Raw genomic sequence first — 24,030 nt, forward strand, 5'->3', positions numbered from 1 at the left:
CCCCGCGGTCCGCCCGCGCGGGCTTCTGGCCAATGGAATGATGCGGTGGCGCCAGCCAGCACCCTTGGGTGAACCGCCATCGAGGGCACAATGCCCTGCGACGTTCCCAGTGGGAGAGCACAGTGCGCTGGATAGTGACGGCATCCGCCTTTTTTGTTCTGTCGTCGACGAGCGCCGCGGCCAGGCCGCCGGTGGAGTATTGGCTTTGCCGGTCGTCCACAGGCGTAATGGGAGCGCAGGATCGCCCGTGTGATCCGTCGCAGCAGACCGTCGCGGCACCGAGCTCGGCGGAGACTCCCGTCCAGTCTGCGCCACCTGTCCAACCGCGGCCGACGGAACGCCCGCGCGTGAATGTGCCGGCCCAGCGACCGGCACGGATTGAAAACGCGTTTCAGCCCATCGTCACCATGGTCTGGAAGCTGGCGTTCTGGGTTATAGCGATGCTGGCGCTCCTCACCGTCGGCAAGATCTGGCTCCGCGGCCGGCTGGGCAAGAAGCGCCGCGGCGCTGCCAAACGAACACCCGGCACGGTCATCGACGCATTGCCGCGGACTCGAAATGCCCGCTCAGCGCCAGGCGCAGATTGGATGTCCGGCCCTCCACCCCGCCCTGACCCCACGCCCGTCCCGGTTGCTCGCCCAACCGAATGGACGGCCGCAGTCTTGCAGTCACTGGAATGGAAGCGCCTCGAGGAACTTTGCGAGGGCTTCTGGAAAGCGAAGGGGCACCCTGCACGCAGCACCGGCCCCGGATCGGATGGCGGCGTGGACGTGATCATCGCCGACCACCGGAACCCGGACCGGGTGTTTGCCGTGGCGCAATGCAAGGCCTGGTCGAAGCCCGTAGGCGTCGAGCCAGTGCGCGCACTGTGGGGGGCCAAGGATCATTTCGGTGCGCAGCTGGCGATTTTCTATTCGGTGTCCGGATTCTCGACGGAGGCCAGCAACTTTGCCGCCGGCAAACACCTGAAGCTGGTATCAGGCGACGAGCTGCTGCGGCAACTGCAGACGCTCGCCGACGCCGAGCGCGCGGCGCTGCTGCAGCACGTCACACGCGGCGATTACGTTACGCCCAGTTGCCCGAAATGCGACATCAAGATGATCCGCAAGGCCGGACGCGCGGGGCGAAGTGATTTCTGGTCCTGCCCGAATTTCGGCGCATGCCGAACGCGGCCTATCGCCGTCCGTGGCGCGGCGCAACAGGCGTGGTCCGCGTAGGCCGAATCATCTCGGATTCCGCTGCGCTTCATCCAGGCTACGGTTGCTGCCAGATGCGACGTTCGCCAGCGTGTAGCCCATACGCGCCGGTCGGGATATGGCGGTCAAAGGTGGTCTTAATCAGAATGTAGGATGGGTGCAGCGCAGCGAAGCCCATCACTCCGCAAATAGGCACAGTCTGCCGGATTGCAGGCGCGGGGTCAGGCGTGTGCCCGGCCCCGGATGATGGGTTGTGGCGTCGCAGTCTTGACCCGTCCTACGGCGGGAGGGCCGCTGATTCGTCCTTGCCACGCCGCGGGCCCATTTTTACGCCGTGTTTGGCCGCATGGGCCTGGCGTCGGACCTTGGCATGTTCCACCTGCTACCGCGCGTAGTAGGCCTGGTGCGCGCCAAGGAGCTGATCTACTCGGCCCGCGTCCTGCCGGCCAAGGCAGCGCAGGCACTCGGCATCGTCTACACCCTGCCGCCAAGACCGACGCCGAGATTGAAGCTGCACTGCTTCAGGACATGCACAGGAATTATTGTTGACAGGTGAGTGTTTCATGAATTAGTTTCGGCCACCATTTTTTGCACGATAGGTGAGCAATGAAAGCGCTGGTGCTGATCGTGGCATTCACCCTTGTATTGGCTGGATGCGGGGGCGACGGGAGTGAAGCCGAAACTTCTGCTCAAGCCGGCAAATCAGCGACGGCTCGCATGGGCGAAGCAGGTAAACCAGCGACCGCTCCCACCGGCAATGCCAGCGCGGCTGAGGTGGCGAAAGAGGCACGCGGCAAGATTAAATGCCCCCCCAAGCTCGCCACGCCAGCCCGAGCCGCCGACGCTCCCGTTGACGACATCGTCGGTGTGCGTCCCGGTCTCGATTACGACGAGGCCGCGAAGCTGGTGATGTGCAGCCATGACCTGATGATCGTGGTGGACGACAAGCGCGCACGCTTCAATATCCCAACCTACGGCCAGACCGTTCGCCAGGGTTTTCACGGTCGCTTTGCCAAGGAGCGCATCCAGAAAACCAGCAAGGAAATCATGCAGGAAATGCAGGATGCGGCGATGGCGCGCGGCACCAATCGACTGGTGCGCGATGTCGCGCCGGGCGAGGCTAAGTGGTTCGTCGGAACGATGGGTATGCCGGGTGCCGAGCGGGTGACCGACGTTTCCCGCGAAGAATGGTTCGCCGAAGGCCGCCAGCCGACAGTCGCTTCGGTCGAAAAAGCGCTTGTCGACAAATACGGACCGCTAACTGAACGGCGAGCAGGCGATGGCACCCTGCGTTGGGCATACGACACCTTTGGTCGACACATCACCGAATCCTCGCCGCTGTTCGGCGCCTGCTACGCCAACGCGTACGTCAACTCCGGCGTGAATTTCTCGCCTGACTGCGGTGTGGTAGTCGCCGCCCGCATCGTGCCACTGCGCGACAACCCGGCGATTGCCGAATCGATGACTGTCATCGTCGTCAACCAGGCCGAAGGCTACGAGCGCATTCAGGCCACCGAGCAAGCGCTGCTGCAGCAGGAAAACGCCCGCCGCGCGAAACAAGCCGAGGACGCGGCGAAAAACGCCGACGGCCCCCAGCTGTGAAGCGCACTGCCCTCGCCATCCTTGTCGCGCTTGCGGGGTGCGGCAAGGAAGCGCCGCAAGACGCCGCCCCCGCAGGGCAAGCGGCCGCACCTCTCTCCGCCACGCCGGACGTCCCCGCCGTCCCCGCGACCACCGCCGCCGGGCCAGCGACCAGTCCTGCGTCTGCCACGCCGTATGCGGATCGCACCGGCGAGCTGAGCAATCCCGAAAACGTGGCAATGGTGATGCTGTATCACGATCTGGCCGGCATACCCGCGCCCATCGCGCGCTGGGTCGAGGCCGACAACCGGCTGCAGTTCGCCCCCGGCCCGCAAAAGGCTGCACTGCGTGAGCAGATCACCGCTGAATTTGAAGCCGCGCGCGACGCCGTCAAGAACGTTGGCCTCCTGCGCGTCACGCTCGCCGATGCCCAGTTGAGCGACTACGACCCCGGCTACGGCGAGTACACCATCCGCGCGCTTTCCCCCAGCTCGACCATCCCGTACAAGGCGCTCGGCACCGATGTCACGCTGAAATTCGACAACGCGCGCACCGCGCAGCTATGGCGCGTGCCAGCCGAAGACGCGCAGCGCATCGCCGACACGCTGGGACCTTACGGTCGCGCCGCGCTCGATCTCACGCTCGCAGTGACCGGCGTGGTTCCCGGCACGGCGGGCGGCACGATCACCACGCGCATCGTCGAGTACGAACTGCGCACTCAGCGCGGCGGGCAGACGCTGACGCGCGCCAAACCGGGCCAATGACGCTCCGGGCGCGGAATCCATGCCGCATCAAGCCGTTTTCCGCGTCGCCTCCCGGGTAAGGGGCTACTCGCTGGCGATTTTCTATTCGGTGTCCGGCTTTTCAACGGAGGCCAGCAACTTTGCCGCCGGCAAGCTCGTATCAGGCGACGAGTCGCTGCGGCAAGTTCAGACACTTGCCGACGCCGAGCGCACCGCGCTGCTGCAGCACGTCACACGCGGCGATTACGTTACGCCCAGTTGCCCGAAATGCGACATCAAGATGATCCGCAAGGCCGGACGCGCGGGGCGAAGTGATTTCTGGTCCTGCCCGAATTTCGGCGCATGCCGAACGCGGCCTATCGCCGTCCGTGGCGCGGCGCAACAGGCGTGGTCCGCGTAGGTCGGTCATCCCGGATTCCGCTGCGTTTCATCCAGGCTACGGTTGCTGACGGCGCGCCTGCCACAGGCTCGCCAGCACGCTGATGGCCAGAATCAGCGCCACCAGCCCCAGCGCCACGCCGATCGGCAGCTTGTACAGCTCGGCCAGCAGCATCTTGGCGCCGATCAGCACCAGCACCAGCGCCACGCCGTACTTGAGCAGGTGAAAGCGCTGCGCCATGTCGGCGAGCAGAAAGTACAGCGCTCGCAGGCCGAGGATGGCGAACATGTTCGACGTGAACACGATGAACGGATCGGTCGTGATGGCATAGATGGCCGGAATGCTGTCCACCGCGAACACCAGGTCGCTGATCTCGATCATCACCAGCACCAGGAACAAGGGCGTGAACCACAGCACGCCGTCCCGGCGCACGGTGAAGCGGTCGCCGTGGTAGTCGTCGGTCACCCGCAAATGCCCGCGCAGCCAGCGCAGCACCGGGTTTTTCGCCAGATCCGGCGCGTGGTCGGCGAACAGCAGCATCTTGAAGCCGGTGGCCACCAGCAACGCGCCGAACAGGTACAGCACCCAGTGAAAGCGCGCGATCAGCAGCGCGCCGGCCAGGATCATTGCCGCGCGCAACACGATCGCGCCCAGCACGCCGTACAGCAGCACCCGCCGCTGGTACTCGGCCGGCACGGCGAAGTAGCCGAAGATCAACACGAACACGAAGATGTTGTCGACCGCCAGCGCCTTCTCGACCAGATAACCGGTCAGGAATTCGAGCGCCCGCTGGTTGGCGATCTCCCGCCCCAGCTGCCCGTCCAGCCACCACCACAGCGCGGCGTTGAAGGCCAGCGCCAGCGCCACCCACACCAGCGACCAGACGCCTGCCTCGCGCGCGCTGACGCGGTGCGCCCCCTGCCTGCCGAGCAGCAGCATGTCGATGGCCACCATCACCCCGATGAAGGCGACGAAGCCTGTCCACATCCAGCCGTTGCCGATCGTCTCGATCATGGTGTCGCGTTCTCAGGGAGGCAGAAATCCAGCGGCCGGCCATACGCCGCCCGCCTGCGGTGACGCCGGCCGGGCCGGCCGCGCGGGCGCGCCGGGTTCAGTCGAAGTCGAACAGCTCGCCGAGCAGGCTGCGCTTGCGCGATTTCGGATGGCGATGATCGCGACCGCGATAGTCGTCATCACCGGGACGAAGATCGTGCTCAGGCGGCGCCTGCCGGGGCGCCGCTCGCGGACGGCCCTCATTGGCGCCGGCGCGTTCGATGATCTTGTCCAGTTCGCCGCGGTCCAGCCACACGCCGCGGCAGCGCGGGCAATAATCGATCTCGATGCCGTGGCGCTCGGTCATCTGCAGGTCGAGCTGGCAGTTTGGGCATTGCATGGCGACATCCTCCGGGTGATCGGAAAAGGGGCGGCTCAGAGGGCTGCGCGCAGCGCCGCGATGCGCTCTTCGAGCGGCGGGTGGGACATGAACAATCGCGCCAGCGCCTTGCCGCCCAGGATGCCGAAGGCGTTCAGCGAGGCCGGCAGCGCCTGTGGCTCGTGCACGGCGCGCAGGCGCTCCAGCGCGGCGATCATGGCGCCACGCCCGGCCAGCCGCGCGCCGCCGGCATCGGCGCGAAATTCTCGCCGGCGGCTGAAGGCCATCACCACCATCGTGGCCAGGATGCCCAGCAGCAGCTCGCACACCAGACTGGTGATCCAGAAGCCGGGACCGGGCGCCTCGCGCTCCTGCCCGCCGGCCAGCGCCCGGTCGACGGCGTAGCCGACGATGCGCGCCAGCGCGATCACGAAGGTGTTGACCACGCCCTGGATCAGCGTCAGGGTCACCATGTCGCCATTGGCGATATGGCTGATCTCGTGCGCCAGCACCGCCTCGACCTGGCGCCGGTCCATCTGTTCGAGCAGGCCGCTGGATACCGCCACCAGCGAGCGCGCGCGGCTGGGGCCGGTGGCAAAGGCGTTCGGCTGCGGCGAGTCAAAGATCGCCACCTGCGGCATCGGCAGGCCGGCCATTTGCGCTTGCCGCGCCACGGTATCGAGCAGCCAGCGCTCGGTGGCGTCGGCCGGCTGGCCGATCACCCGCGCGCCGGTGCTGCGCACCGCCATCCAGCGCGACAGGGCAAGGGAAATCAGCGCCCCGCCCATGCCGAACACGGCGGCAAATCCGAACAGCGCCGGCAGGTCGAGGCCGTTTTGGGTGAGGAACCGATCCACGCCGAGCAGGCGGCTGGTCACCGCCAGCACCGCCAACACGGCGAGGTTGGTAAGCAGGAACAAACCGACACGTTTCATGGCGAGCCTCGGATTTCAGATAACGACGCCGGGGCAGCCTACGACAAGCTTGATAACAACAAAAATCGATTTTTTAATGGTCCATACCTAATGTAATTCCGAGTAAATGGATGCGCGGCCTCAACTACAACCACCTGTACTACTTCTGGACCGTGGCGCGCGAGGGCAGCGTCATTGGCGCGGCCAAGGTGCTGTTCCTGACGCCTCAGACCATCACCGGCCAGTTGCGCGCGCTGGAGCGCACGCTGGGTGGACGGCTGTTCGCCCCGGCCGGGCGGGGCATTGCGCTCACCGAGCTCGGGCACCTGGCGTTCGGCTACGCGCAGGAAATCTTTCGGCTGGGCTCGGAAATGCAGGCCGCCGTCGCCGGACGCAGCATCGACCGGCCGTTGCCGTTTCGCGTGGGCGTCGTGGATGTGCTGTCGAAGGTCATCGTGCAGCGCCTGCTGGCGCCGGCCCTCGCCCTGGACCGCCCGGTGCAGCTGGCCTGCCGGGAAGGCCCGCTCGAGGATCTGGTGGCGGAACTGGCGCTGCACAGGCTCGACCTGGTGCTGGCGGACACGGCACTGGCGGCCAATCTGGAGCTGCGCGCCTTCAGCCACCTGCTGGGCGAGTGTGGGATCAGCTTCTTCGCCGCGCCGGGCCTGCGCGAGCGGCATCCGGGGCGGTTTCCGGACCTGCTGCGCGAAGCGCCGCTGCTGCTGCCGGCACCCCGCGGGGCGCTGCGCGGCGCCATCGACCACTGGCTGGACCGCCATGACATCCGTCCGCTGATCGCCGGCGAGTTCGACGATGCCAGCCTGATGAAGTCCTTCGGCCAGGCCGGCGTGGGCGTGTTCACCGGTCCGAGCGCGGTGGCGGACGACATCGTGCGCCAGTACGGCGTGGTCCTGATCGGCGCCACGGACGAAGTACGCGAGCGCTTCTACGCCATCTCGACCGAGCGGCGACTGCGCCACCCGGCGGTCCGAGTGGTCACCGAAGGCGCGCGCAGTTCGCTGTTTCTTTCCGGCAACGCCGAAAAACCGTATCCATGACGTTTTCAGCTCGCCACATCCAGGATTCCGCTGCACTTCATCCAGGCGACGCTTATTGGCAGTGGCGGGTAGATACCGTCTCTCCCGGTCAAGCGATTTTTGCCACCAGGGCGGGGTTGAAGGGAGCCTGATGCTTGAGGATGCCAAAGGCGATGTGGACCAGGCGGCGCATCAGGGCGCCCAGGGCCGACATCTTGGTTTTGCCGCGCCCGATCAGGTCCAGATAAGCCTTACGCAGCGGTGGGTTGTGGCGCGAGGCGACGATGGCGGCCATGTACAGCGTGGCGCGCAGGCGCGGATCGCCTTGCTTGGACAGGCATGGACGCTTGTAGACGCTGGTCCCGGACTGGTATTCGATCGGCACCAGGCCGGCACAGGCGGCGGCCTGGCGGGCCGACTCAAACCGATGCCGCTTGAGCAGGCACAGCAGGCGCCGGGCGCAGGCATCACCCACGCCGGGAATGGTTTTGAGCTGATCGCGCGCCTGCTTGAGCGGTGGATGCTGGTCGTAGTGGGCGTCGATGGCGCGCAGCAGCCGCTCGCGTTCGGCGCGCAAGGCACTGAGCGAACGCTGCAGCGAGTCCCGCACCGGGCCGGGCGTATCGGTTGCCTGCGCCTTCTCCAAGCGGTTCTCCTCCCGTTGCAGGTCCTGCGACACCGCATCCAGGCGCGCCACCAGCGCGCGCAGGGTGCGGATTTCCGGCGTCGGCGGCAGCCACGCCACCAGCTCATCGCCTTCGGCGCCGTAGCGTGCCAACAGGCGGGCGTCGACGGCATCGTTCTTGGTCAGCAGGCCACGACCCTTGGCATAGTCGCGTACTCGCTTGGGGTTGGCGATGACAACCTCGTAACCGGCGTCATGGAACACCTGTGCCGCCGCCTCGTGATACACGCCGGTGGCTTCCAGCACCACCCGACAAGCCGACGGCGCCAGCGCTGTTTTGGTACGCAGCCACTCGATCAGGGTATGAACCCCGGCCGGTTGGTTGTCGACCTTGGCCTTGGTGTGCCACTTGGACCGATCGCCCAACCACAAGGCCGCATCCAGCGTGGCTTTAGACACATCGATACCGAGCGTTACCGTTTTCACAACGTGCCCCCGCTCTGTTCATCACATGACCGCGATCCGCGCCTTGGCCGTGAGGCCGTGCTTTCCTTGTCCATGCAGACTCTCAGGCACTGCTGGGTCTTGGACTACCGTTCAGTTTCAAAAGGCGCACAGCGGCACGGCGGGGTTGATCTACGTCACAGGCTCGCAGCCTCAGGGTGGGCACAATCTCCCGCCACGCCATACCCCAAGGTCGCGTTTCCAGGGGCAGAAATAAGATACAAGGGTGGGCAAAGCGCAGCGTGCCCACGCGGTTGTTCAATAATTCACCGGTGACGTCTTCGGTTTTACGATTCGACATAGAGAATTTCTCAAGACGGCCAACGCGCAAAAATTCGTACGGCGTCAGCTCGGAATATCAACAACCCGGCTATTCGCTCAATTTTTTGTAGCGACAGGAAGGTCGCGATTAGTTACACCAATACGCCGCTTTGCGAGGCCGCGGTCGCGGGCATGGCCCGCTCCTACAAGCAACCGATCACGTCGATAAAAGTTCACCCACTTTACGCAGGGTGGATTAGAATCTTAGCGGACGCTATGGCCGGATCATCCCGGATTCCGCCGCGCTTCATCCGGGCTACGCTTGCTGACGTCTAAAGCAGTGTTAGCCTGCAGCGCCGCCTGATACAACATATTAAACCCGAGCACAGTCCGAGAGTCGAACCGTCAGGTTGACCGACGGGCCCGAATTAATAGGGGCAGCCATTTTCTCTGCATGCAACGTAAGATTTCAGATCCTCAATGCGTTGCTTGGTGTGCTGCCAAAGACACCTACTCATTTCCATTGGCCATATTGAGCCAGATTCCTCTTGAGGACCCGATTCATAAAGGCACGCCTTGTCCCTGAAGGCAATCCACGCCCGTTGAGATTGTTTCAGCCGGGTTTTGGCGGGATCTTTGAGATAATTGATCTGTTCCTTGTACAGGGCATTCATTTCTCCGTCAGCCTTCTTGAAGTCATCACCCGCGCAAAAATTCAACTGCAGTTGATTGCCACCCTCGACGCACGTCATTTCGGACGAATCAGCCCAGCCGAAAGCTACAGAGCCGGCCACGACAAACATCAAGCCGATATTTCTGTACGACATATATCATTCCTAAGTTCATGTAGGTTGGGTTGGGTTGACGCAGGAAGACCAACGTTTATTTCTCTCCGCCACGGGTCGTCGACGCGCCAAATCTGCGTATCCGGGCTTTTTGCCCGCAGGTTTGTTTCGGACCAATGTGGCGCGCTAACGTCCGCCGATTACGCATTATGTCCTTGCCTGCCTTGGCTTGTTGGGCTTCCTGCGTCAGCCCAACCTACCTGCCGTTGTGCGTGGCGCCGGGTTGTTCGCTTCACCCACACTTCGACTCCCCGCAATTCAGACACGTCAGACACCCATCCATCATGATCATGGCCTTGGTGCTGCACTTGTAGCAGAGCTGGGCGCCGTCGGGGTAGGTGGCGTCGGTGTCGGCTTTGGTCTGGCCGGTGCGGGTTTCGTATTCGTTGCGCTTTTCTTCGATCAGTTTCAGTTGGCGGGCGTCGAGTTCGCTGTCGGGCAGCATGCCGATGGTGCGTAGGTGCTGTTCGATTGCATCACCGATTTCGGCCACCAGGGACGGCATGTAGCGGCCGCCTTTCTTGAAGTAGCCGCCGCGCGGGTCGAACACGGCCTTGAGCTCTTCCACCAGGAAGGTGATGTCGCCGCCCTTGCGGAACACGGCGGACACGATGCGCGTCAGCGCCACGATCCACTGGAAGTGCTCCATGCTCTTGGAGTTGATGAAGATCTCGAACGGCCGGTAGTGCTCGTGCTCGGTGCCGGCGTTCAGCACGATGTCGTTGATGGTCAGGTACAGGGCGTGCTCGGTGAGCGGCGTCTTGATCTTGTAGGTGGTGCCGCGCAGGGTTTCCGGCCGCTCCAGCTTTTCGTGCATCTGGATGACTTTGGCGCTTTGCCGATCGGCGCTTTCTGCGGCCGGCATTTCGGTTTTGGGCGCGCTGGTGCGGGCCGGCTCGTCGGCGCCAACCACGCTGTAACCGGTGATTTTCTTTTCGATGCGAATGGTCATGGGTTGATTCCTGGCGATCAGAACTTGCCGTAGTAGCCTTCTTTGAGGGCATCGAACAGGTTGGCGGCCGTGTGCACTTCGCCGTCGTATTCGATTTCCTCGTTGCCCTTGGCCTCGATGGTGGTGCCATCGTCCAGCTCGAAGCGGTAGGTGGTGTTTTCGAGGTCCTTTTCCTTGACCAGCACGCCCTGGAAGGCAGCCGGGTTGAAGCGGAAGGTGGTGCAGCCTTTCAGGCCCTGGTCGTAGGCGTACAGGTAAATGTTCTTGAAGTCCTCGAACGGGTAGTCGGTGGGCACGTTGGCGGTTTTGGAGATGGACGAGTCGATCCACCGCTGCGCGGCGGCCTGGATGTCCACGTGCGCCTTGGGGGTGATGTCCTCGGCGGTGATGAAGTACTCCGGCAGTTGCTCGGCCGGGTCGGCGCTACCCGGGATGGCGCGCGGGTTGACCAGGTGGCGGTAGGCCAGCAGTTCGTACGAGAACACGTCCACCTTTTCCTTGGTCTTGCGACCCTCGCGGATGACGTTGCGGAAGTAGTGGTGGGCGAAGCTGGGCTCGATGCCGTTGCTGGCGTTGTTGGCCAGCGACAGGGAGATGGTGCCGGTGGGCGCGATGGAGCTGTGGTGGGTGAAGCGCGCGCCGCGCTCGGCGATGGCCTCGATCAGGTCCGGGCGCACGCCGCCGACGCGCTGCATGTAGCGGCTGTAGCGCGCCAGCAGCACGCGGCCGGGCAGCTTGTCGCCCAGCTTGTGGCCGTCGGCGGCCAGTTCCGGGCGCTTGCGCAGCATGTCCGGCGTGATCTCGAACAGCTCGTCCATGATCGGCGCCGGGCCTTTTTCCTCGGCCAGCGCCACGCCGGCTTCCCAGCCGGCAATGGCCATTTCACGCGACACGGCTTCGGTGAATTCCAGGGACTGGGCGTCGCCGTAGCGGCGACCGAGCATGGTCAGCGTGGAACCCAGGCCCAGAAAGCCCATGCCGTGGCGGCGCTTGCGGAAGATTTCGTCCCGCTGCTGCTGCAGCGGCAGGCCGTTGATTTCCACCACGTTGTCCAGCATGCGCGTGAACACGCGCACTACCTCGCGGTATTCGTCCCAGTTGAAGCGCGCCTCGGGCGTGAACGGCGCCTCGACGAAGGTGGTGAGGTTGATCGAGCCCAGCAGGCAGGCGCCGTAGGGGGGGAGTCCCTGCTCACCACACTGCCCGGTCACGATGCCGTTGAACACGACGGAATTGTGGTCCGGCTGGGTGGTGTCATAAACCGGATGCACACCCTCGTAAGCGATTTTCTCTACGCGAGCGGTGAAACGCTGGGTCTTGCGCAGACTTTTATCCGCGACCCATGCATTGTATTTGGCCGTCTTGTTTTCTGACAGAAAACCGATTTCATGCATGAAGCGATCGCGGGACTCGCCGTCGATGATCAATTCGTAGTCGGCCTTGCAGTGATACAGCTTGTGGCTGCCCTTGCCGTCTGGCAGGAGACGATCTTGCTCGTCACGGCGCTTGTGGATTCGGGAAAATATTCCAAAATTGGCCAGCAACATCTGGACGTCTTTCAACAGGCTCGGTTGACTGGAGGCAAGCCGGACGGAGCACGTCAAGGACTTGCCCGAAACATTGACCGAACCGTCGGCCTGAAACAGGCCGCGCAGGTAGCCGACCACGCAGTCTTCAGTACCCTGCCAGACCACTTCGGGCACTTGGAACTTGCATTCCTTGGTGAAACCGTAGTGCTGCAGATAGCGCGCCAGCAACACGGAGCCCACAAAGACGTGGTTGCGATTCTCGACCGCAACCGGCTGCACCTGATAGTCCCGGCCCTTCTGAAGGCCAGTCCCGGCAATCAAGGTGTTTACATGGCTGGCGATGTTTGTGGCGAGAGGCCGATCCTCACCCCAGAAATTGACATAGGCAATCGATTGCTTGTTCTTCGTTTCAGTGAAATGCCCATCGCCGGTTATCAGACCGATAAGTAATCCAAGTTCAAGGCTGCCCTGATCGCCAAATTGGCCCTTGCCGGACTGGATCAGTAGCTCGTCACCGACTTTCAGCTCCTTGAGCTTGAGCTTGCCGCGCTGAGTATAGAAATCGTGCCACTCGGTGGCCTTGATTTCGTAGCCCTCCCGAGTGACCACGCGGTACACGTCTGCAGTTTGCGATGTCATGAACGCGGGCTTGGCCGGGCGTATGGCTGTGCCGCGCGTTGCCTCGGACAAGGTCCGCGTGTCGACCGTCACCTGCAGCGGCTCGCCGGTCTCGTACAACTCGCCGATCGGGATCATGCCGCGCGCGGTGTGCAACCGGGTGTCCGCCGTCACGCAGGGATTCGTCGCGCGGATGTTCTCGCAGAACCAGTTGTTGTTCAGGTCGTTGTACTGGTCGATCAGGATGAAGCCCGGCTCGGCGTAGTCGTAGGTGGACGTCATGATCAGGTCCCACAGCCGGCGCGCCTTGATGGTCTTGTAGACCCGGCAGGCGACCAGGCCCTGGTCGTTGACGATGTAGCCGCGGTGGGTGGGCCATTCGCGCCAGATGATGTTGTCGGCGGTATGCACGTCGATGCCGTCAGCCGCCGCCTCGTGACTGGCGACCGGGAAGGCGAGCTGCCAGTCGCTGCCGGCCTTGACCGCCTCGATGAACTCGCGCGTGACCAGCAGCGACAGGTTGAACTGGCGCAGGCGGCCGTCCTCGCGCTTGGCGCGGATGAAATCGACCACGTCCGGGTGGCCGACGTCGAAGGTGGCCATCTGCGCGCCGCGCCGCCCCCCGGCCGACGACACGGTGAAGCACATCTTGTCGTAGATATCCATGAACGACAGCGGCCCGGAGGTGTACGAGCCGGCGCCGGTCACGTAGGCGCCGCGCGGGCGCAGGGTGCTGAATTCGTAGCCGATGCCGCAGTTGTGGATCACCAGCAGGCCGGCGTTGCCGGCCAGATAGTTGTTGTGCTTCTCGACCGTGAAGTCGTAGAAGGTTTCGGGCAGATCCAGGCCGCGCTCGATGGCCTCGACCGGGCGCAGACAGCGGGCGAAGTCGATCAGCGGCGCAAGGGCCGGGAAGCGCTGCGCCCAACGATTCAGCCAGATGCGGCTGACGACTGCCTGGCGGTGGTAGCCGTGATAGAAGCCGAGCCGCTGACGTTCCTGGTGGCCAAGCTCGCCCTCCAGGGTGGCCAGCGCCGCGTGCAGGTCGGCCGGCACGACGTAACGGTCGTACTGACCGGCTTGGCTGGCGTGGTCCTGAATACGCTGGCGCTTGCCACTATCGGCCATATAGCCCGCCAATGCGTCCAGGAAGGCCGAGTCGCTGATTTTCAGCATGGCGCCGCCGCTGTCGCGTACGGTGTGACCGTTGTAGTCGTGCTCGCGCGGCTGGCGCACGGTGAGCCCGGCGTGGACACCGAACAGGCCAAGCAGGGCCTTCAATTCCGCGGCAAACACGGTGTTTTGCGTGGCCAGGCTGACGCTGCCATGCTCGCGGCAGACTGTGCCGTCGGTGTCGATCAGGCCGGCCAGGAATGGCAGGAAGTGGCGCTCGGGATGGCGCGCGATCCAGTCCGGCACGCGCAGGCAGGCGGTCTTGGCGCCGACCTGCCAGTCGATCAGTTCAGCCGCCCGGCTGGCGGCGAAACTCGCCACGGCAAAGTCCCACACCGGGGTACCGTTGCGGGTGCTGGTGGCCACCACTTGCGCACGGCTACCGCAAAAGGCCTGAAAGAACGCGGCATAGCGCTCGACCACCTCGCGCTCGGCAGCGCGGATCTTGAACACCAGCCGCCGGCCAAGGGCGGCCGCGCGGTGCTGCCAAGCGCTGCGCGTCGGCCGGTAGCTGTGGCGTTTTTCGCAGGCACTGCCATCGCCCAGATGTGCGCCGGCAAACCAGGCTTCCTGCTGCGCCTGCGCGTCGGCCCGCCACGGGAAGCAATGCTGCACCAGAGCATCCGACATCCGGACCTCGTCGGCGCGCTGATAGCTCAGGGCACCGTCCCGGTACACCAGCACCGGGTGGCGGATCGAGGTTTTCAGGGCCACACCGTTGGCGCGCAGTTCAATGTTGTCTGCACGCGGCACGTGTGTGGTCAGGTGGCGCTCGATACGGCGCATCTCGAAGCGCCGGGCGCTTCGGTCGTAGGCCAGGATTTGCGCGTGCTTTCCTTGCACCGCCTGCTGGGCGCTGACCAGGCCCTGGTCCGTGAACACCCAGGTATCAGGCGCGACACAGCCGGCTTTCAGCGTGAGCCCCGCCTCGTGGACCTTCTGCAGGATGTCGTCCATCGAGTCCTCGATGGTGCCGGACACGGTGCAGTTGATGGTGGAGGTGGCCGGCTTGTGCTCCAGCGCGCCGGCGTTGGAGGTGATGCGGCCGGCCGGGATGGCGCCGCGGCGCAGCGCCCACAGGAAGCGTTCGTACCAGTGCTCGCGCAGGTCCGGGGCTTCGGCGTCGGCCAGGGCGCGCGCCACGCGCTGGTAGGTCTCGTCCACGGTGCGGTCGATGACCGTGCCGTCCTTGGCCTTGAGGCGGTATTTCTTGTCCCAGATGTCCAGCGAGGCCGGCTGGACGGGCACGTCTGCGTTACGCGCAGCTGCGTGAATGGCGACCACCTTATTCATCAATGCTCAGACTCCCTGGGTCGTTATGCGTGCGAGGATGCCAACGCGAGCGCGGCTGCCGGTGGCCTTTGGCCAGGGCTAGAAAACACAACATCTTGTGAAGGCCGATGGACATTACGCGCGCCGGGTTGGGACGTCAACGGCTGCCAAGAATATTTTTTTATCTGTTAAATAACAGATAGTTAAAATATCTAATGCAGTGGCCTTCAAGGGTTTTCAAGCCTCCGCGTGGGGCCGCTTAAATTCCTTTCATCACAACATGTTGTGATGGGTCTTGCAGTCGATTCAGGTCTGTGGCAGCAGCTGGCGGAAGCTTTCGAGCATCGGCAAGTCGGGCAGAAATTGCGGCTGCGCGCGTGAATCCGGCTGGGCGATGGCCAGCAGGTGGCCGATGCCGTAGTCGCGCGCCGCGCGCAGCACGTGCGCGTTGTCGTCGACCAACAAGGTGCGTGCCGGGTCGAAGCCCTGCTGCGCCTGCAGGCGCGGCCAGAAGTCCGGCGCTTCCTTGGGCAGGGCCAGATCGTGCGCGCAGATGATCTCGTCCAGCCACGCCGCAAGCCCGGTGCGGGCAAGCTTGAAATCGAGCCCGCTGCGGTGCGAGTTGGTGACCAGCACGCGCCGCTTGCCGGCCGCGCCCAGCCATTCCAGGAATTCGGGCACCTGCGGGCGCAGGCCGATCAGGTGCGCCAGCTCGGTATTGAGCGCCGCCACGTCCAGTTCCAGCAGCTCGCTCCAGTAGGCCATGCAGTAGAAATCCAGCGTGCCGCGGCGGCTCTCGGCCTGGCCGTGAATGACGCTGCGCGCCTCGTGCAGGCCCAGTCCCCGCCGTTCGCCCCAGGTGCGCGGCAGGTGGTCGAACCAGAAGGCGTTGTCGTAATGCAGGTCCAGCAGCGTGCCGTCCATGTCCAGCAGCACGGTGTCGATGCAGCTCCAGTCAATCATGACGACGCCCCCATCAGGCCCGCCAGGCGCGGGGCGAGCTCGCAACCGGCGTTGATGCTGACCGTCTTGCGCCGGCCGGTGCTGCCGCTGGCGACGCTCAGCGCGCTGCGCGGCAGGTCCAGACGCTCGGCCAGAAACTGCACCAGCGCCGCGTTGGCGGCGCCGTCCACCGGCGGTGCGGTCAGGCGCAATTTCAGGCGGCCATCGTGCAGGCCGGCCAGTTCGGTGCGCGCCGCCCGCGGCTGCACCAGCAAATCAACCAGCCAGACCGCGCCCTGGCGACGATACGGCGCTGCGTTCACAGACCCTGCACCATGATCCGGGCCGCCAAGATGATGAACGGCTGTACCAGCAGGATGTTGACCAACTGCACCGCCACCAGCGCCACCAGCACCGAGAAATCCATGCCGCCCAAGGGCGGGATGATGCGCCGCAGCGGCGCCAGCAGGGGTTCGGTGAGCTGTTCGAGCAGGCGCAGCATGGGGTTGTAGCCGGCGCCGGCGGCGACCACCCAGCTGGCGATCGCCCGCACGATCAGTAGCGCGCTCAGGGTCAGCATCAGCAGCGCCAGGGACTGCGCCACCGCCATCAGCAGCGCGCCGATCAGGCCCGGCAGGTAGCCGCGCAGGCCACTGAGGGCATATACCTCCAACAGCTTGACCAGTAGCAGCAACACAACCAGCGCCGGCTCGACCCGTGCGCGCATCGGCAGCACGCGGCGCAGGGGTTTGAGCACCGGCTGCGTCGCCTTGTAGACGGCCTGCGACAGCGGGTTGCGGAAGTCGACGTCCATGGCCTGGAACAGCAGGCGCAGCAGCACCAGCGCCGCATACAGGCCAAACGCGGTCTGTACCAGGAACAGGCCGGCCTGGGTGAGGGGTGAGTACACCATGCCTCAGTCCTGCGCCTGCCGCGCCAGTTCACCCGCGCGGCGGTGGGCGGCGCCGATTGCCTCGTTGAACAGCCTTGCCAGCCCGCCGGCCTGCAGCACCTCGAGCGCCGCCTGCGTGGTGCCGCCGGGCGAGGTGACCTGTGCCCGCAGCGTGGCGGGCGCTTCACCGCTCTGGGTGGCCAGCACGGCCGAGCCCAGCGCCGTCTGCAAGGTCAGCCGGCGCGCGACATCGGCGCTCAGACCCAGTGCCACGCCGGCTTGCTCCATGGCTTCCATCACCGCAAAGAAATACGCCGGACCGCTGCCCGACAGCGCCGTGACGGCGTCCAGCTGCGCCTCGTCCGGCACCCACACCACGCTGCCCACGGCACGCAGGATGTGTTCCGCCTGCTGCCGCTGCGCAGCGCTGGCCCGGGCATTGGCGTGCAGGGCGCTGATGCCCTGGCGCACCAGCGCCGGGGTGTTGGGCATGCAGCGCACAACCGGGAAATCGCCGCCCAGCCAGGCGTCGATGTCGGCTTCGGTAATGCCGGCAACGATCGACACGATCAGCGGCCGCGTGGACGCAAAGTGTGCGGCCAGGCCCCGCGCCACCGATTTGAGCACCTGCGGCTTGACCGCCAGCACCACGACGCCGGCAGCGCCGACCAGATCCTCGCCGCGCGCTGCGGTCAGCATGCCGAACTCGCGCGCCAGTGCCTCCCGGCGGCCGGCATCCGGCTCGGCAGCGGCCAGGCGCTCGGGCGGTGTGCCGTCGGCAAGCAGCCCGCCCAGCAGCGCACGGCCCATGTTGCCGCCGCCGATGAAGACGATTTCACCCGCCATGCCGATTGTCCTTTTTGTCCTTTTCCAAGCCGTGTCAATACCGCGTCGGACGCGGCCCAAACAGGGCGGTGCCAATGCGCACTATCGTGGCGCCCTCGGCGACCGCCGCTTCCAGATCACCACTCATGCCCATCGACAGCGTATCGAGCTCAAAGCCCTGCCCGCGCAGTTCCAGCCACAGCTCACGCAGCGCCCGCAAAGGTCGACGCTGGTCCTGGAAATCGGAGGCCGGCGCCGGAACGGCCATCAATCCACGCAGGCGCAGCTGTGGCAATCCAGCCACCGCGCGCGCCAGATCGGCCACCGCGACCGGCGCCACGCCAGCCTTGCTCGGCTCGGCATCGATGTTGACCTGCAGGCATACGTTCAGCGGCGGGAGGGCCGGTGGACGCGCAGCGGCCAGACGCAGCGCCGTCTGCTGCGACGCCAGCGTATGCACCCAGTCGAAGCGACAGGCGACCTGCGCTGCCTTGTTGCCCTGGATGGCGCCGATGAAGTGCCATTCCAGGTCGAGGTCGGCGCAGGCGTCCATTTTCGGGCACGCTTCCTGCAGGTAGTTTTCCCCGAAGGCACGCTGGCCCAGCGCGGCGAGTTGCCGAATGTGTTCGACAGGCTGGGCCTTGCTTGCCGCCAGCAACACGACACTGCCCGGCGGGCGACCAAAGCGTTCTTGTGCAACGCGCAGGCGTTCCTGAACGGCCCACCAGCGGGCGTCCAGATACGTTAAAGAATTTGCAGCAGTGGCAGATGTAATGGCATAACCCCACTGTTGGATCGCGGCGCAGTATAGCAGCGGCCCCTACCGCCCCCGGGTCCGAGGGGCGCTCGCGCAAGGTGCATCGACCGCATGGACATCACTGAACTGCTGGCATTCACGGTTACCAACAAGGCGTCTGACCTGCACCTGTCGGCGGGCATGCCGCCGATGATCCGCGTCGATGGCGATGTGCGCCGGCTCGACCTGCCGGCGCTGGACCACTCGCAGGTCCACGACATGGTGTACGACATCATGAACGACCGCCAGCGCAAGGACTACGAGGAGTTTCTGGAAACCGACTTCTCGTTCGAGATCCCCGGCCTGGCGCGTTTTCGGGTCAACGCATTCAACCAGCACCGCGGCGCGGCGGCGGCCTTCCGCAACGTGCCCAACAAGATCCTGAACCTGGAGGAGCTCGAAGCGCCGCAGGCCTTTGCCGAACTGGCCATGCTGCCGCGCGGCATCGTGCTGGTGACAGGACCCACCGGTTCGGGCAAGTCGACCACCCTGGCGGCCATGCTCGACGAGAAGAACCGGGCCGAATACGGCCATGTGGTCACCATCGAGGACCCGATCGAGTTCGTGCACGAGAGCAAGCGCTGCCTGATCAACCAGCGCGAGGTGCACCGCGACACGCTGGGCTTCAGCGAGGCCCTGCGCTCGGCCCTGCGCGAGGACCCCGACACCATCCTGGTCGGCGAAATGCGCGACCTGGAAACGATCCGCCTGGCGCTGACTGCGGCCGAAACCGGGCATCTGGTGTTCGCCACCCTGCACACCAGCTCGGCCGCCAAGACCATCGACCGCATCATCGACGTATTCCCGTCCGGCGAGAAGGATATGGTGCGCGCCATGCTGTCCGAATCGCTGCGCGCGGTGATCGCGCAGACCCTGCTCAAGCGCATCGGCGGCGGACGCGTCGCCGCGCACGAGATCATGATGGGCACGCCGGCGATTCGAAACCTGATCCGCGAGAACAAGGTGGCGCAGATCTACTCCGCCATCCAGACCGGCCAGGCGCACGGCATGCAGACACTCGACCAGTGCCTGCAGAAAATGGTCACGCACCGCAAGATAACCCGGGAAGAGGCCGCCGTGCGTGCCGTCAACAAGGAACTGTTCCGCTAGCCGGCAACCGCCCGCTGGAACTGCCTCATCACCCGGAGCCCGCCGTGATCGACTTCGCCACCCTGCTGCAGATGATGGTCGACCAGAACTCGTCGGACCTGTTCGTGACCGCCGGCGTCGCGCCCAGCATCAAGACGCACGGCACCGTGAAGCCGGCCTGTGAGGAAAAGCTCGACGCCGAACAGGCGCGCGAAATGTGCTACGCCGTCATGAACGAGCGCCAGCGCACGCAGCTGGAGAACACCTTCGAGTGCCAGTTCGCCATCTCGGCGCGCGGCATCGGGCGCTTCCGGGTCAGCACCTTCATCCAGCGCGGCAACGTCGGCATGGTGGTGCGCAAGATCGAGACCCACATCCCGACCCTGGAAGAGCTGCAGGTGCCGATGGTGCTGCGCGAGATCTCCATGATCAAGCGTGGGCTGGCGCTGATGGTGGGCGGTACCGGCACCGGCAAGTCCACCACGTTGGCGGCCATGGTCGGCTACCGCAATAACAACAGCACCGGCCACATCATCACCATCGAGGATCCGATTGAGTACCTGCACCCCCACGGCGGCTGCATCGTCACCCAGCGCGAGGTGGGCGTGGACACCCTGTCCTTCGAGGAAGCGCTCAAGAACACGCTGCGCCAGGCGCCCGACGTGATCCTGATCGGCGAAATCCGCGCCCGCGAAACCATGGAACACGCCATCGCCTTTGCCGAAACCGGCCATCTGTGCCTGGCCACGCTGCATGCCAACAATGCCAACCAGGCGCTGGACCGCATCATCAACTTCTTCCCCGAGGACCGGCGCCAGCAGCTGTTCATGGACCTGTCATTGAACCTGAAGGCCATCGTCTCGCAGCGCCTGCTGCCGACCGTCGACGGCAAGGGGCGGCGCGCGGCAGTGGAGGTGATGCTGGCCAGCCCGCTGATCACCGACCTGATCCGCAAGGGCCAGGTGCACGAGATCAAGCCGATCATGGCCCGCTCGAACGAGCTTGGCATGCGCACCTTCGATCAGGCCTTGCATGCCCTGTATGCCGAAGGCGTCATCACCTACGACGAGGCCATCGCCAACGCCGATTCGGCCAACGATTTGCGCCTGCTGATCAAGCTGGAACGCGATGGCGCGGCGGCCCAGATGGCGCAGGATTCGCAGAAATTCTCACTCAAGCAAGAGGTCAAGGACGAGCCGGCACCGCTGGTGTTCAGCCGCCCGCTGCCGATGGCCTCCCGGCCGGGCGAAGGCCAGAACAGCTAGGGAACGGCGGCTCCCGCAGCGCAGGGATGCCCTGCCACGATCGCTGGTTGTAGGAGCCCGGCTGTGCCGGGCGATCCTCGCGCAGCGAGGCTGCGTTCCCACCCGGGTTTTCTCCAGGTGGCGGGCGCCGAGAAAATCCAGGGTGGATCCCCAGCGTCCCCAGGCTTCAGCCGGCTGCCGGGCCGGGCCGGCTCAGCTCACCGGCAGACGCTCGAGCGCAGCACCCGCCTCGGCCAGAAAATCCCGCACGATGGCGCCGGCCGGCTTGATGTCGTGCACGCCGCCGCAGCTCTGGCCGGTCGGCAGGCAGCCGCGGTCCGGGTCGTCGCTGGTGCCCAGCAGGTCCAGCACGCCGGCTTGCCGCGACGCCTCCATCTGCTGCGGAAACGGCAGGATGTCCGCCTCGCGGCCGATCCAGGAATCCGTGTAGCTGTTGCGAAAGCCGCGCATCTGCTTGCCGCTGTAGCAGCGCGTGAGCGTGGTGTCGCTGGCCTCGGCGCCGACGATGCGCCGTTTCCAGGACTCGACCGCCCGGGCCTCGTCGCTGGCGATGAAGCGCGTGCCCAGCACCACGCCCTGCGCGCCCATGGCCAGCGCCGCCACCAGCTGACTGCCGTGGGCGATGCCGCCGGCCGCCAGTACCGGCGTGTCGCCGGCCACCGCCACTACCTGCGGGATCAGGCTCCAGGTGCCGATGTTGCCGGTGTGACCGCCGGCATCGGTGCCCTGCGCGACGATGAAATCAACCCCGGCCGCGACCACCTTTCGGGCGTGGCGGGGCGCGCCGATCATGGCGCCGACTTTCATGCCAGCCCGGCGCAGCTGTGGCATCAGCTCGACCGGCAGGCCCAGCGCCGACAGAAAGATAGGGCAACCCTCGTCCATCATCACGTCGAGCTGGGCGTCGAACACGCCGGCCATCGGCACCAGCAGGTCCAGCGCCCAGGGCTTGTCGGTGAGGGACTTGATTTCCTGGATGTGCTCGCGAATCTGCGCCGGCTCCAGCCCGGCGGCGCCGTACACGCCAAGGCCACCGGCATTGCTGACCGCGGCGACCAGCCTGGGCCAGGACACGCCGCCCATGCCGGCCAGCACGATTGGCAGCTCGATGCCGATGTGTTCGCAAAACGGGGTTCTGAATTGCCTTGCAGTCACGGGCAGCCTCAGACCAGATAAAAATCGAGCAGGGTCGGGATGTAGTCGTTCAGCACGCTGATTTTCTGGCGCGCGATGCGCCAGTCGGTGCCGTCGCGGCGCAGCGTGTGCTGGTAGTGGCCAAAGTAGGCCTGCGACTGCGCCCGCCAGTGGTAATCCACCCGAAAGACGGCAAACAGCCGGATCGCATCGTCGCCGGCTTCGTCCACCTGGATGTTGGTAATGGCGTGACAGGTGCGCGGCATGGGGTCGGAGGCCACCGAGGTGCCGGACTGCACGCGCCACACCCGGTCCGCCAGGCGTGAGCGCAGGTCGTAGTAGATCAGCGACACCTGCGTGTTGGGGTCTTCGGTCTGGCGCTGTTCGCTCAGCCAGGCCGGCACCCAGTACTCGCAGTCCTCGGTGAACAGGTCCAGCCAGTCCTGCCAGCGGCGCTCGTCGAGCAGCCGGGCCTGGCGGTACAGCAGCGCGCTGCCGGTGGCGAGGGCCTGCTCGGGACTCATGGCGTCACCTCGCTGGCCAGGCCGGCCTTGATGCGCCGCGCCCACTCCCGATAGGAGCCATGGAACACGGTTTCGTCCTGCACGTCCGAGCGGCCGCTGGACGAGGTCAGCGGCGTGATGCCGATCTCCCGCGCGAACTCGTCCGGCCCCTGAATGACCTGACGCAGCCCGCGCAGATGACCGAGGCCAACCGCCGGCGCGCTGCGCGCGCGCAGACCCATCTGAACCGACTCGTACACCCGCGAGTCGTCCGGCGTGGCGAGGCCAGTCGGGTTGAAGAAATCCTCGAACTGGTGAATCCGCAGCTTGCGCTGGTCGGCCGGCTCGCCCTTCGGGCCGATGCAGTAGCTGCGCATCTCGGTGCGGTCCACCGCCAGCGGGCGCATGACGCGCATCTGGATGCAGGCGTTGCACGAGAACTGCAGGTTCGGGAACACCGTGAAGTTGATGGTTTTGAGCATCATGTCGGCGCGCTGCTGGCCGACGCGCGCCTTGAGCGCGTCGTACTGGCGGTACAGCGGCCGCACCTCGGGGTTGGCGGTGTGGATCCAGATCGCGCCGTGGCCGTTGGCGAAGGTGTAGCTGCCCGACGGGATGGCCGGGTCCACGAAATCGGCGATGTCGATGTTGCGAAAGCTGCTGCCGCCGCTGGCGCGCGAGGCGGCGATGTTGATGAAGCTCGGGTGGGTGGAGGTCAGGTGATAGGCGTCCAGGCAGTTCTCGAGCTGCATCTTCCAGTTGGCGTCGTAGGTGTAATACGAGCGCCCGGGGATGACCTCGGTGCCGTGCTCGGACTGGTCGACGATCATGTCCAGAAACGCGCTGATGCCGGCCAGGTGTTCTTCCAGTGGTGGCACGTCGGGGTTCAGGCTGCCGAACAGGAAGCCGCGGTAATTGCCAAAGCGCGCCAGCGGCGGCAGGCGCGTGTCGGCCTGCTCGAAATGCGCCGGATACGCGCCCTGGGCGCGGTCCTTGACCAGCACGCAGTTGCCTCGGGCGTCGAAGGTCCAGCCGTGGTACGGGCAGACGTGGAACTTGCGGTTGCCCGATTCGCTCTGGCACACCGCCGCGCCCTTGTGCGGGCACACGTTCAGGAAGGCGCCGATCTTGCCCTTGTCGTCGCGGTGCAGCAGCACCGGCTGGCGGCCGATCCAGGTGGCCAGGTAATCGAGCGGTTTGGGCAGCTGCGTTTCGTGCGCCAGGAACACCCAGTGGCGCTCGAACACGTGGCGCATTTCCAGCTCGAACAGCGCCGGGTCGCGGTACACGTCGCGGTGGACATCGAACACGCCGGCCGCCGGGTCGTCGCGCAGGTAGCGTTCCGGCACCGGCAGGGCGCTGTCGTGGATGGCGTTCATTGAGCTTCTCCTCCGGTTCGCGGACGGCGATCCACCGCTGCGACGGTTTGCTGTCGGGCACGCGCCATCCCTGGCGAGGCAACTTTAACGATCGTAAGGTAAGTGCCGCAAGCGCGCCGCCGGGCGCTATGCTTCACCGGACCCGCGCCGGTACGTCGGCGCACCGCTCACGTGGCTACGGATGGCCCGCCCATGACCCCGAGG

Annotated in this window: 23 protein-coding genes; 8 read left to right on the plus strand and 15 right to left on the minus strand. The window is 65.4% G+C overall.

All coding sequences use genetic code 11. The features are described 5' to 3' along the window. Window positions 1–347: 347 nt before the first annotated feature. The 5 genes from H5U26_RS00320 (at window position 348) to H5U26_RS00340 (ending at window position 3,920) form a co-directional block, all read left to right on the plus strand. On the plus strand, window positions 348–1,217 hold the full coding sequence (locus H5U26_RS00320) for a restriction endonuclease (protein WP_290615598.1): 870 nt from the start codon (window positions 348–350) through the stop codon (window positions 1,215–1,217). Window positions 1,218–1,566: 349 nt separating this feature from the next. Beyond that, window positions 1,567–1,752 (plus strand): hypothetical protein, encoded by a 186-nt coding sequence (locus tag H5U26_RS00325; RefSeq protein ID WP_290615599.1) that lies wholly within the window; start codon window positions 1,567–1,569, stop codon window positions 1,750–1,752. 50 nt (window positions 1,753–1,802) lie between these two features. Then, the gene (locus H5U26_RS00330) at window positions 1,803–2,798 is read left to right on the plus strand and encodes a hypothetical protein (RefSeq protein WP_290615600.1); all 996 of its coding nucleotides are present in this window, start codon (window positions 1,803–1,805) and stop codon (window positions 2,796–2,798) included. Between the two features lie 218 nt (window positions 2,799–3,016). After that, the gene (locus H5U26_RS00335) at window positions 3,017–3,541 is read left to right on the plus strand and encodes a hypothetical protein (RefSeq protein ID WP_290615601.1); all 525 of its coding nucleotides are present in this window, start codon (window positions 3,017–3,019) and stop codon (window positions 3,539–3,541) included. A gap of 19 nt (window positions 3,542–3,560) precedes the next feature. After that, window positions 3,561–3,920, plus strand: a complete 360-nt coding sequence (locus tag H5U26_RS00340; protein WP_290615602.1) for a hypothetical protein — start codon at window positions 3,561–3,563, stop codon at window positions 3,918–3,920. Window positions 3,921–3,956: 36 nt separating this feature from the next. Here the strand turns inward: H5U26_RS00340 and H5U26_RS00345 are convergent, their stop codons facing one another. From H5U26_RS00345 to htpX, 3 genes are all read right to left on the minus strand, one after another. Then, a complete protein-coding gene (locus H5U26_RS00345) occupies window positions 3,957–4,913 on the minus strand; it encodes a TerC family protein (RefSeq protein WP_290615603.1) in 957 nt (318 codons plus the stop codon). Window positions 4,914–5,010: 97 nt separating this feature from the next. After that, window positions 5,011–5,292 (minus strand): zf-TFIIB domain-containing protein, encoded by a 282-nt coding sequence (locus H5U26_RS00350; protein ID WP_290615604.1) that lies wholly within the window; start codon window positions 5,290–5,292, stop codon window positions 5,011–5,013. Window positions 5,293–5,327: 35 nt separating this feature from the next. After that, window positions 5,328–6,206 (minus strand): protease HtpX, encoded by an 879-nt coding sequence (htpX, locus tag H5U26_RS00355; RefSeq protein WP_290615605.1) that lies wholly within the window; start codon window positions 6,204–6,206, stop codon window positions 5,328–5,330. Window positions 6,207–6,316: 110 nt separating this feature from the next. Here htpX and nhaR point away from each other — a divergent pair, with 110 nt between their 5' ends. Next, window positions 6,317–7,243, plus strand: coding sequence for a transcriptional activator NhaR (gene nhaR, locus H5U26_RS00360; RefSeq protein ID WP_290615606.1), 927 nt, complete (start codon window positions 6,317–6,319; stop codon window positions 7,241–7,243). A gap of 88 nt (window positions 7,244–7,331) precedes the next feature. Here nhaR and H5U26_RS00365 read toward each other — a convergent pair whose 3' ends face one another. The 9 genes from H5U26_RS00365 to H5U26_RS00405 form a co-directional block, all read right to left on the minus strand. Further along, on the minus strand, window positions 7,332–8,333 hold the full coding sequence (locus tag H5U26_RS00365) for an IS110 family transposase (protein ID WP_290615607.1): 1,002 nt from the start codon (window positions 8,331–8,333) through the stop codon (window positions 7,332–7,334). A gap of 707 nt (window positions 8,334–9,040) precedes the next feature. Further along, complete coding sequence (locus H5U26_RS00370) at window positions 9,041–9,439, minus strand: lysozyme inhibitor LprI family protein (protein ID WP_290615608.1); 399 nt, start codon at window positions 9,437–9,439, stop codon at window positions 9,041–9,043. 250 nt (window positions 9,440–9,689) lie between these two features. Next, complete coding sequence (locus H5U26_RS00375; RefSeq protein ID WP_290615609.1) at window positions 9,690–10,409, minus strand: hypothetical protein; 720 nt, start codon at window positions 10,407–10,409, stop codon at window positions 9,690–9,692. Window positions 10,410–10,426: 17 nt separating this feature from the next. After that, window positions 10,427–15,022, minus strand: a complete 4,596-nt coding sequence (locus tag H5U26_RS00380; RefSeq protein ID WP_290615610.1) for an LAGLIDADG family homing endonuclease — start codon at window positions 15,020–15,022, stop codon at window positions 10,427–10,429. A gap of 285 nt (window positions 15,023–15,307) precedes the next feature. Next, on the minus strand, window positions 15,308–15,964 hold the full coding sequence (gene yrfG / locus H5U26_RS00385) for a GMP/IMP nucleotidase (RefSeq protein WP_290615611.1): 657 nt from the start codon (window positions 15,962–15,964) through the stop codon (window positions 15,308–15,310). Beyond that, complete coding sequence (locus H5U26_RS00390) at window positions 15,961–16,266, minus strand: DUF167 domain-containing protein (RefSeq protein WP_290615612.1); 306 nt, start codon at window positions 16,264–16,266, stop codon at window positions 15,961–15,963. Before H5U26_RS00390 ends, yrfG begins: the two co-directional genes overlap by 4 nt. Continuing rightward, window positions 16,263–16,856: a YggT family protein gene (locus tag H5U26_RS00395; RefSeq protein ID WP_290615613.1), complete on the minus strand. Its 594-nt coding sequence runs from the start codon at window positions 16,854–16,856 to the stop codon at window positions 16,263–16,265. Before H5U26_RS00395 ends, H5U26_RS00390 begins: the two co-directional genes overlap by 4 nt. Before the next feature lie 3 nt (window positions 16,857–16,859). Continuing rightward, window positions 16,860–17,681, minus strand: a complete 822-nt coding sequence (proC, locus tag H5U26_RS00400) for a pyrroline-5-carboxylate reductase (RefSeq protein WP_290615614.1) — start codon at window positions 17,679–17,681, stop codon at window positions 16,860–16,862. Between the two features lie 34 nt (window positions 17,682–17,715). Further along, window positions 17,716–18,399, minus strand: a complete 684-nt coding sequence (locus H5U26_RS00405; RefSeq protein ID WP_290616829.1) for a YggS family pyridoxal phosphate-dependent enzyme — start codon at window positions 18,397–18,399, stop codon at window positions 17,716–17,718. 129 nt (window positions 18,400–18,528) lie between these two features. On the opposite strand from H5U26_RS00405, the gene H5U26_RS00410 reads away from it, so the two are divergent. Together H5U26_RS00410 and H5U26_RS00415 are read left to right on the plus strand one after the other, a co-directional pair. Further along, entirely contained in the window at window positions 18,529–19,566 is a 1,038-nt protein-coding gene (locus H5U26_RS00410) for a type IV pilus twitching motility protein PilT (protein ID WP_290615615.1), read from the plus strand. Window positions 19,567–19,613: 47 nt separating this feature from the next. Beyond that, window positions 19,614–20,810 (plus strand): PilT/PilU family type 4a pilus ATPase, encoded by a 1,197-nt coding sequence (locus H5U26_RS00415; protein ID WP_366055868.1) that lies wholly within the window; start codon window positions 19,614–19,616, stop codon window positions 20,808–20,810. Window positions 20,811–21,002: 192 nt separating this feature from the next. Here the strand turns inward: H5U26_RS00415 and H5U26_RS00420 are convergent, their stop codons facing one another. From H5U26_RS00420 to H5U26_RS00430, 3 genes are read right to left on the minus strand one after another with little or no spacing between them, the layout of a single operon-like run. After that, window positions 21,003–21,965, minus strand: coding sequence for a nitronate monooxygenase (locus H5U26_RS00420; protein WP_290615617.1), 963 nt, complete (start codon window positions 21,963–21,965; stop codon window positions 21,003–21,005). 8 nt (window positions 21,966–21,973) lie between these two features. Continuing rightward, a complete protein-coding gene (locus H5U26_RS00425; RefSeq protein ID WP_290615618.1) occupies window positions 21,974–22,468 on the minus strand; it encodes an aromatic-ring-hydroxylating dioxygenase subunit beta in 495 nt (164 codons plus the stop codon). After that, window positions 22,465–23,826 carry an SRPBCC family protein gene (locus H5U26_RS00430; protein WP_290615619.1) on the minus strand — a complete coding sequence of 454 codons (1,362 nt, stop codon included), beginning with the start codon at window positions 23,824–23,826 and terminating at the stop codon, window positions 22,465–22,467. The genes H5U26_RS00425 and H5U26_RS00430 overlap by 4 nt, the downstream gene beginning before the upstream one ends. Window positions 23,827–24,030: the final 204 nt, after the last annotated feature.

Origin of the sequence: Immundisolibacter sp., from assembly GCF_014359565.1 — a bacterium.
Lineage (GTDB): Bacteria > Pseudomonadota > Gammaproteobacteria > Immundisolibacterales > Immundisolibacteraceae > Immundisolibacter.

Bases quoted from the DNA above. Each gene is read 5' to 3' on its own strand.
- H5U26_RS00325 (WP_290615599.1), top strand. From the start codon at position 1,567: ATGTTCCACCTGCTACCGCGCGTAGTAGGCCTGGTGCGCGCCAAGGAG.
- H5U26_RS00330 (WP_290615600.1), top strand. From the start codon at position 1,803: ATGAAAGCGCTGGTGCTGATCGTGGCATTCACCCTTGTATTGGCTGGA.
- H5U26_RS00335 (WP_290615601.1), top strand. From the start codon at position 3,017: ATGGTGATGCTGTATCACGATCTGGCCGGCATACCCGCGCCCATCGCG.
- H5U26_RS00340 (WP_290615602.1), top strand. From the start codon at position 3,561: ATGCCGCATCAAGCCGTTTTCCGCGTCGCCTCCCGGGTAAGGGGCTAC.
- H5U26_RS00345 (WP_290615603.1), bottom strand. From the start codon at position 4,913: ATGATCGAGACGATCGGCAACGGCTGGATGTGGACAGGCTTCGTCGCC.
- H5U26_RS00350 (WP_290615604.1), bottom strand. From the start codon at position 5,292: ATGCAATGCCCAAACTGCCAGCTCGACCTGCAGATGACCGAGCGCCAC.
- htpX (WP_290615605.1), bottom strand. From the start codon at position 6,206: ATGAAACGTGTCGGTTTGTTCCTGCTTACCAACCTCGCCGTGTTGGCG.
- nhaR (WP_290615606.1), top strand. From the start codon at position 6,317: ATGCGCGGCCTCAACTACAACCACCTGTACTACTTCTGGACCGTGGCG.
- H5U26_RS00370 (WP_290615608.1), bottom strand. From the start codon at position 9,439: ATGTCGTACAGAAATATCGGCTTGATGTTTGTCGTGGCCGGCTCTGTA.
- H5U26_RS00375 (WP_290615609.1), bottom strand. From the start codon at position 10,409: ATGACCATTCGCATCGAAAAGAAAATCACCGGTTACAGCGTGGTTGGC.
- H5U26_RS00380 (WP_290615610.1), bottom strand. From the start codon at position 15,022: ATGAATAAGGTGGTCGCCATTCACGCAGCTGCGCGTAACGCAGACGTG.
- yrfG (WP_290615611.1), bottom strand. From the start codon at position 15,964: ATGATTGACTGGAGCTGCATCGACACCGTGCTGCTGGACATGGACGGC.
- H5U26_RS00395 (WP_290615613.1), bottom strand. From the start codon at position 16,856: ATGGTGTACTCACCCCTCACCCAGGCCGGCCTGTTCCTGGTACAGACC.
- proC (WP_290615614.1), bottom strand. From the start codon at position 17,681: ATGGCGGGTGAAATCGTCTTCATCGGCGGCGGCAACATGGGCCGTGCG.
- H5U26_RS00410 (WP_290615615.1), top strand. From the start codon at position 18,529: ATGGACATCACTGAACTGCTGGCATTCACGGTTACCAACAAGGCGTCT.
- H5U26_RS00425 (WP_290615618.1), bottom strand. From the start codon at position 22,468: ATGAGTCCCGAGCAGGCCCTCGCCACCGGCAGCGCGCTGCTGTACCGC.
- H5U26_RS00430 (WP_290615619.1), bottom strand. From the start codon at position 23,826: ATGAACGCCATCCACGACAGCGCCCTGCCGGTGCCGGAACGCTACCTG.